This window comes from Pseudomonas sp. PA-4-8C (assembly GCF_021606625.1).
Taxonomy (GTDB): Bacteria; Pseudomonadota; Gammaproteobacteria; order Pseudomonadales; family Pseudomonadaceae; genus Aquipseudomonas; species Aquipseudomonas lactis.
In genome coordinates this window covers 1-1231 of the sequence record NZ_WKCD01000542.1, presented here as the reverse complement: position 1 = coordinate 1231, position 1231 = coordinate 1, and the positions used below count along the sequence as shown (strand labels likewise).

At 63.0% G+C, this 1231-nt stretch carries 2 protein-coding genes; both read left to right on the top strand.

Annotated elements, in window-relative coordinates; all coding sequences use genetic code 11:
* Nucleotides 1–422: methylated-DNA--[protein]-cysteine S-methyltransferase (locus GIW04_RS30810; protein ID WP_236479622.1), on the top strand; the 422-nt coding region annotated here is incomplete at its 5' end.
* Between the two features lie 71 nt (nt 423–493).
* Nucleotides 494–1231 (top strand): NAD(P)H-dependent flavin oxidoreductase (locus tag GIW04_RS30805; RefSeq protein ID WP_236479621.1); only part of this gene is annotated, 738 nt, incomplete at its 3' end.

Below are 1231 nucleotides of genomic sequence, written 5' to 3'. Positions count from 1 at the left end.
AAATGGTTCGCGACCTGCCACACCCATTTCCCAAGGCTGAGTTGATCGGCGCGGATCAGGGTTTCGAACAACTGGTGGCCCACGTCGTCGGCTTTGTCGAGGCCCCTGCAGTGGGCCTGGATTTGCCCTTGGATCTGCGCGGCACGGCCTTTCAGGAGCGGGTGTGGCAGGCGTTGCGCGAAATCCCTGCGGGCAGCACCGCCAGCTATGCGCAGATTGCCGAGCGTATCGGTGCACCCTCCTCCTTTCGCGCCGTGGCCCAGGCTTGCGGTGCCAACCACCTGGCGGTGGCGATTCCCTGTCATCGCGTGGTGCGCAGCAATGGCGAGCTGTCGGGCTACCGCTGGGGCGTAGAGCGCAAGCGCCAGTTACTCGAGCGTGAAACCCAGCCCCACAAAACGCCGCTTCCGTCCAGTGAATAAAACAGACTGGCCGGGTGCTGATTGCCCTGCTAAAACAGCGAAAAGCCCTACTAACGCTGGAGAAGCACCCCATGAGCACCTGGCCAGACACCCGCATCCTTGACCTGTTGGGCATTGAGGTGCCGATTATCCAGGCGCCGATGGCTGGCGCGACGACCACCGCCATGGTCATCGCCGCCCAGCAAGCCGGTGCCCTGGGCTCCATGCCTGCGGCGGCGCTGAGCCAGGAGCAACTGCGCGAGGCCTTGGCCCTCATTCGCCAGGCCAGTCATGCGCCGCTAAACGTCAACTTCTTCTGCCATCAACCGCCCGATGTCGATGACGCGCGGGACCAGGCTTGGAAGGCCTTGCTGCAACCTTACTACCATGAACTGGGCGCCGACTTCGATGCGCCAACGCCGGTATCCAACCGCGCGCCGTTCAACGACGCAGCCTGCCAAGTGGTAGAAGAGTTTCGGCCAGAAGTAGTGAGTTTTCACTTTGGCTTGCCAGAGAAGTCCTTACTCGACCGGGTAAAAGCCACCGGTGCCAAGGTGCTGTCATCGGCCACCACCGTCGAGGAAGCCGTGTGGCTGGAACAGCACGGCTGCGACGCGATTATTGCCATGGGTATTGAAGCCGGAGGGCATCGTGGCCTGTTCCTCAGCGATGACCTCAACAGCCAGATCGGCTTGATGGCGCTGCTACCGCAGATTGTCGACGCGGTCAGCGTGCCGGTGATTGCTGCGGGCGGAATCGGCGATGCGCGTGGCATCGTTGCGGCCTTTGCCCTCGGCGCCTCGGCCGTGCAGATCGGCACGGCCTACCTG